The 6,647-nt window shown below is 70.6% G+C and carries 2 protein-coding genes; both read left to right on the plus strand.

Going from position 1 to position 6,647, the window contains the following annotated elements:
• Window positions 1-66 precede the first annotated feature (66 nt).
• A complete protein-coding gene (gene nhaA / locus AB0B48_RS07255) occupies window positions 67-2,001 on the plus strand; it encodes a Na+/H+ antiporter NhaA (RefSeq protein ID WP_357197222.1) in 1,935 nt (644 codons plus the stop codon).
• 472 nt (window positions 2,002-2,473) lie between these two features.
• A complete protein-coding gene (locus AB0B48_RS07260; protein WP_357197225.1) occupies window positions 2,474-6,511 on the plus strand; it encodes a discoidin domain-containing protein in 4,038 nt (1,345 codons plus the stop codon).
• Window positions 6,512-6,647: the final 136 nt, after the last annotated feature.

Below are 6,647 nucleotides of genomic sequence, written 5' to 3' on the forward strand. Positions count from 1 at the left end.
CGTGTTCGCGGGGGAGGAGTGGCAATCCGGACCACGTGACGGTCCAGGGCGACGAAGATTGTTTGCGTGACGAGCGACAACACGCAGCGCGGGTGGTCCGCCCGAACCATCTGGGACCGGCGGTTCGACGCTCCGCTGCGCTCGTTCCTGCGTACCGAGACCGGCGGCGCGCGGGTGGTGCTGATCGCCGCGGTGGCGGCTCTCGTCTGGGCGAACCTCAGCGCATCGTCGTACGAGTCGGTCTGGAGCACCCCCTTCTCGGTCCGGCTCGGCGACTGGCAGGTGGCGCATGACGTGCGTACCTGGATCAACAGCGGCCTGATGACGTTCTTCTTCCTGGTCGCGGGGCTGGAGTTGCGCCGTGAGTTCGACATCGGTGAGCTGCGGGAACGGCGTCGCCTGGCGTTGCCGATGCTGGCCGGGGTCGGCGGCATGCTCGTGCCGATCGCCATCTACCTCGCCATCAACGCCGGGCACACCACCGCGGCGGGCTGGGGTGCGGTGATGGCCACCGACACGGCGCTCGCGCTCGGCGCCCTCGCTGTCTTCGGGCCACGCTTCTCGGAACGGCTGCGGGGTTTCCTGCTGACCGTCTCCGTCGTCGACGATCTGGTGGCGATCGCGGTGCTGGCCATCGCGTACCCGCATCACCCCTCGCTGACGGCGCTGGTCGTCGCCGCGGCGATCTTCGGCGTGGTGCTGCTCGTCCGGGGCTGCGGGGTGCGGTTCGGGCCGGTCTACGCGCTGCTCGGGGTGGCGGCCTGGCTCGCCGTCTCGATGTCCGGTGTCGACCCGGTCGCGGTGGGCCTGGTGATGGGGCTGTTGACCTACGCCTACGATCCCGGCCGCGGCGACCTGCAGCGGGCCAGCGACCAGTTCCGCCTTTTTCGGGAACAGCCCACCCCGCAACTGGCCCGGATGGCCCGGGCCGGGCTCATCTCGGCGCTGTCGCCCAACGAGCGGTTGCAGACGCTCTACCACCCGTTGGCGAGCTACCTGGTGGTGCCACTGTTCGCGCTCGCCAACGCCGGCATCGTGATCGACGGCGACCTGCTGGCCAGGGCGGTGACCTCCCCTGTCACGCTGGGGGTCGTGGTCGCGTACGTCGTCGGCAAGCCGGCCGGGATCGTGACCACCGCGTGGTTGGTGACCCGGCTCAGCGGTAACCGGTTCCGACCACCCGTCGGTTGGGCCGCGGTCGCGGGGGTCGGCACGATCTCCGGCATCGGTTTCACCGTCGCCCTCCTGATCGCCACCCATGCCCTGAGCGGCCCGGCCCTGGACGAGGCGAAGTTCGGCATCCTCGTGGCGACGCTCGGCGCGTCAGTCGTCACCTGGCTGGTGTTCCGGTCCGTCGGTCGACTCTCGCCGGCGCGGCGGACCCGCGCGCTGCTGGGCGTCACCGAGGGGATCATCGACCTGATGCTGCCGGTCGATGCGGACCGTGACTACATGCGGGGGGCGCTCGACGCGCCGGTGACTGTGGTGGAGTACGGCGACTTCGAATGCCCCTACTGCGGGCAGGCCGAGCCGGTGGTCCGGGAGCTGTTGGCGGACTTCGCCAACGTCCGGTACGTCTGGCGGCACCTGCCGCTCACGGACGTCCACCCGCATGCCCAACTCGCTGCCGAGGCCGCCGAGGCGGCGGGGGAGCAGGGCGCGTTCTGGGAGATGCACGACCTGCTGCTCGATCACCAGGACGCTCTCGACCCCTCCGACGTGCTCGGTTACGCCGAACAGCTCGGCCTGGACCTGGACGGGTTCCGGGAGCACATGGTGAAGCGGATGGGCGTGGACCGGATCGCCGAGGACGTCGACTCGGCCGATCTCAGCGGTGTCACCGGCACCCCGACCTTCTTCATCAACGGCCGGCGGCACCACGGCGCGTACGACATGGCCGCGCTCTCGGCGGCGGTGAAGTCGGCGTTCGCGAGCGCGAAGCTCCGCCCCGAGTACCACCCGCGGGACCCCGGCCGCCGGGAGACCGGCCCGGCGAGCTGACCGACGATGTTGTCCTTGCCCATGAAGTAGTAGGTCGGGCGCGCTGCCGCCGTGACCTCCGATCCGCCTCCGCGTCGCGGGGTGGAGAGGTGTTGGTCGGCGCCTTTGGAGCTGAATCGTTTGTGGCATCACCGTGGCACCCAGGGGTCTGATCGTTTGCGGCATCACCGTGGCACCCAGGATCTGAATCGTTTGCGGCATCAGCTCCAAAGGCAGCGCCCATATAGCCCGCACCCCCCGTGCCGAGTTGTGGGGGCGACGTTGACGAGACCGGACGCGACGCCTGGCCGATTCCGACCACCAGGAGGGTCAGCAGCCGCCTGTCGATGTCCGAACTGGAACAGCTGCGGAACGTGTTCGGGAATCACGATCGACTCGGACCCTTGACTCCGGGGAAACAACGGGCCACCATCTGACAACGTTGTCACAGACCCCCTCGCCATCTGACAACGTTGTCATGTCTGGAGGCAAGATGTCCGAGCCATCGCCGATTTCCCGGCGTACCTTCCTCTCCGCCGGCGCGACGCTGTTGGCGTCGGTCGGGGTGACCGCGGCCCTCCCGAACGCCCCCGCGTCCGCCGCCGCCGTGCCGCCGCCGACCGCCACCCCCGCCGCCACCGACCTGGCCCGCTACCGCCCGGTGGCGGTCTCCTCGACCGACTACGCGCCGACGCCGGCCACCTTCGCGGTGGACGGCCTGCCGCAGGTCGGCGTCCGGGGGAGTGGATGGCGCGCCGCCAGCGGCGATCCACAATGGATCTCGGTGGACCTCCAGGCGCTGTGCCAGATCGAGGCAGTCTCCCTGGTCTTCGAGGCCACGCTCGACGACGGGCCGTTCGACGGCAACTACACCGACACCGACGGCGACGAGATCCTCTCCAGCGCCGCGACCGCGTACCGGATCGAGGTCTCCACCGACGGCCGTGCCTGGCGGTCGGTGTACGAGACCAGCGAGGGCCGGGGCGGCGCGCAGACCATCAAGCTGTCCGAGCCGGTCACCGCCAGGTGGATCCGGATGACCGCCACGAAGCGCTCGAACAGCAACCCGGTGGGCCTCAACGGCTTCCAGGTCTACGGCGTACCGCTGGCCGGCCGGCCGAAGGCCGAGGGCTGGACCAGTTGGGAGGGCGGCAACACCGGCCCGGCACCCGAACTGACGGTCGCCGCCGACGGCACGGTGCCGTTGGAGTCGGGCTGGTCGTTGACGATGGACGACTTCGCCGGCACCGCCGACGGCGCTGAGCTCTCCCGCGTCGGCGTGGACGTCCGGTCCTGGCTGCCGGCGACGGTGCCCGGCACCGTGCTGGGCACCCTGGTCGAGCAGGGCCACCTGCCCGACCCGGTGGCTGGCTTCAACAACATGCGCATCCCGGAGGCGCTGTCCAGGCATACGTGGTGGTACCGGCGCGCGCTGCGGCTGCCGCGCGACCTGGACACCTCGGCCGGCCGACGGATCTGGCTGGAGTTCGACGGGATCAACCACGAGGCGACCGCCTGGGTCAACGGCGTCCAGGTCGGCAGCGTCAAGCACCCGTTCGCGCGGGCCGCCTTCGACATCACCGACGCGTTGGCCGGTCACCGTGGCGAGCACGTCCTCGCCGTCCGGGTAACCCCGATGCCGCACGCGGGCACCCCCGGCGACAAGGGCCCCGACGGTCGCACCTTCCTCCAGTCGGCCCACCACTACCTTGACGCGCCGACCTACCTGGCGGTGTCCGGGTGGGACTGGATGCCGGCCGTGCGCGACCGGGTCACCGGCCTCTGGGACCACGTCCGCCTGCGCAGCACCGGTGCGGTGGTCATCGGTGACCCGCACGTGCAGACCACACTGCCGGGCCTGCCGAAGACCGACACCGCCGAGGTCACCATCCGGGTGCCGGTCCGCAACGCGGCGACCAGCGCCACCACCGTCACCGTCCGCGCCGAGTTCGACAAGGTACGCGTCGAGTCCACGGTGACCGTCCCCGCCGGCGGGAGCACCACAGTCACCTTCGCGCCGGAGCGCTTCCGCGCGCTGCGGCTGCACAAGCCCCGACTCTGGTGGCCCAACGGCTACGGCGACCCCCACCTGTACGACCTCACGCTCACCGCCACCGTAAAGCGCTCGGTCAGCGACCGACGTGCGCTCCGCTTCGGTGTCCGCGAATTCGCCTACGACTGGCACCAGCCGATCGTCATCTCGCCGCCCGGCAAGCCCGCCCTGGACTTCGTCGACGGCGCGGCGACCCAGACGGTCACGTTCGACCGGCAGCACGCTCGGCACGTGCGTATCCAGGCCGGCCAGCGCGCCACCGGCTGGGGCATCTCGATGTTCTCGCTGTCGGTGGCCGACGGCACCGGCCCGGATCTCGCCCTGCGCCGCGACACCAGCGCGTCGTCCTCGGAGAACGACGGCAACGGTCCCGGCAAGGCCGTCGACGGCGACGCGGCGACCCGCTGGGCCTCGCAGGCCGAGGACGACCAGTGGATCCAGGTCGACCTCGGCGCGGCGGTCGACTTCGACCGGGTCACCATCGTGTGGGAGCAGGCGTACGCACTGGACTACCGCGTCCAGGTCTCCTCCGACGGGGACGCCTGGAGCGACGTGACGTCGGTCAGCAACGACACCCCGCTGGGCAGCCGCGCCACCCAGGTCGAGACGTTCGCCAGCCAGACCGCGCAGCACCTGCGCATCCAGACCGGCGCGCGGGTCACCTCGTGGGGCGTGTCCATGTGGGCGCTGTCGGTGCAGCGGCAGGCCGAGCCGGACGTCGACCTGGCGCTGCGCCGGACCGCCACCGCGTCGTCGTCCGACGGCGACTCCAACGGCCCGGACCGGGCCGTCGACGGCAACCCCCGGACCCGCTGGTCGTCACAGTTCGAGGACAACCAGTGGATCCAGGTCGACCTCGGCGCTCCGGTCACCTTCGACCAGGTCACCATCGTCTGGGAGCAGGCGTACGCCCGCGACTTCGTCATCCAGGTCTCCGACGACGGGCAGCGCTGGACCGACGTCAAGGCGGTCAGCAACAAGATCACCGAGCTGAAGATCACGGTGAACGGCGTGCCGGTGTTCGCCCGGGGCGGCAACTGGGGCTGGGACGAACTGTTGCGGCGGGTGCTGCCCGACCGGCTGGCCGACACGGTCGAGATGCACCGCGACATGAACTTCACGATGATCCGCAACTGGCTCGGCAGCAGCAACCGTGAGGAGCTGTACCAGGCCTGCGACGAGCAGGGCATCCTGGTGTGGAACGACTTCTGGCAGGCGGGCGGGTTCCTGCCCAACCCGCCCGGCTACGTGGACATCGCCGCCGACACCATTCGGCGGTTCCGCCACCACCCGAGCATCGTCGTCTGGTGTGGCGCGAACGAGGGAGACCCGCCGCCGATCGTCGACGCCGGGCTCAAGCAGGCCGTCGCCACCGAGCACCCCGAGATCCTCTACATCCCCAACTCCGCCAGCGGCATCGTGAGCGGGCGTGGGCCGTACGGCTGGGTCGACCCGACGACATACACCGACAAGACGATCTACGAGGCGGACTCGTTCGGCTTCCACACCGAGATCGGCATGCCGGTGGTGTCGGTGGTCGAGAGCATGCGCAACCTCGTCGGGGACGCGCCGGAGTGGCCGATCGGCGAGGTGTGGAACTACCACGACTGGTCGACCATCGGTAACCAGCGTGTCGGCACGTACCAGGCGGCGATCGACGCGCGGCTCGGTGAGTCCGCCTCGCTCGACGAGTTCGCCACCCGGGCGCAGTTCGTCAACTACGAGAGCCACCGCGCCATGTTCGAGGCGTGGAACGCCAACCTGTGGCAGGACGCCACCGGTCTGCTGCTGTGGATGTCGCACCCGGCGTGGCACAGCACGGTCTGGCAGACCTACGACTACGACCTCGACGTGAACGGCGCCTACTACGGCGCCCGCAAGGGGTGCGAGCCGGTGCACGTCCAGGCCGACCCGGGCACCTGGCAGGTCCGGGTGGTCAACCACACCGCCGCCCCGCTGAGCGGGGTCACGGTGAGCGCCCGACGCTACGACCTGGGCGGCCGTTCGTTGGGTTCGCCCCAACGTCAGCGGGTGGACGTGGCCCGCTCGGACACCACAGCGGCCTTCGCGCTCGCCGCGCCGAACGGCGGCGGGCTGCACCTGGTGCGACTGGAGCTGCGGGACAGCCGGGACCGGCTGCTCGCGGAGAACACCTACTGGCGCTACGACAAGGCCGAGCAGTTGCGGGCGCTCAACGACCTGCCGAGCACCCGCCTGTCGACGTCGTCGAGCACCGTACGCGTCGTGGACGGGCGCAACACCGTCACCACGACGGTCCGCAACCAGGGTCGTACGGTCGCCGCCCTGGTGCGGCTCGCCGTGCGCGACAGGAGCGGTGAGCGGGTCCTGCCGGCCCGCTACGACGACAACTACTTCTGGCTCCTGCCGGGGGAGACCCGTGAGGTGCGGATCTCCTGGCCGGCCCGGTCGGGCCTCGCCCGCCAGGTCACGGTGACCGCGCAGGCCTACAACTCCTAGGGGTACGCGGTGGGGACCGGGGCCCTGGCGCTCCGCGTACCACCGACCGCCCCGGCGCCGCCCCCGGAAGGGGGGGGTTTTGTACGGTTCCGCACCACGACACGGGCCCCAGATTAAATCTGGACGGGTGACACCG

Origin of the sequence: Micromonospora sp. NPDC049089, assembly GCF_040648775.1 — a bacterium.
In the GTDB taxonomy this organism is placed as follows: domain Bacteria; phylum Actinomycetota; class Actinomycetes; order Mycobacteriales; family Micromonosporaceae; genus Micromonospora.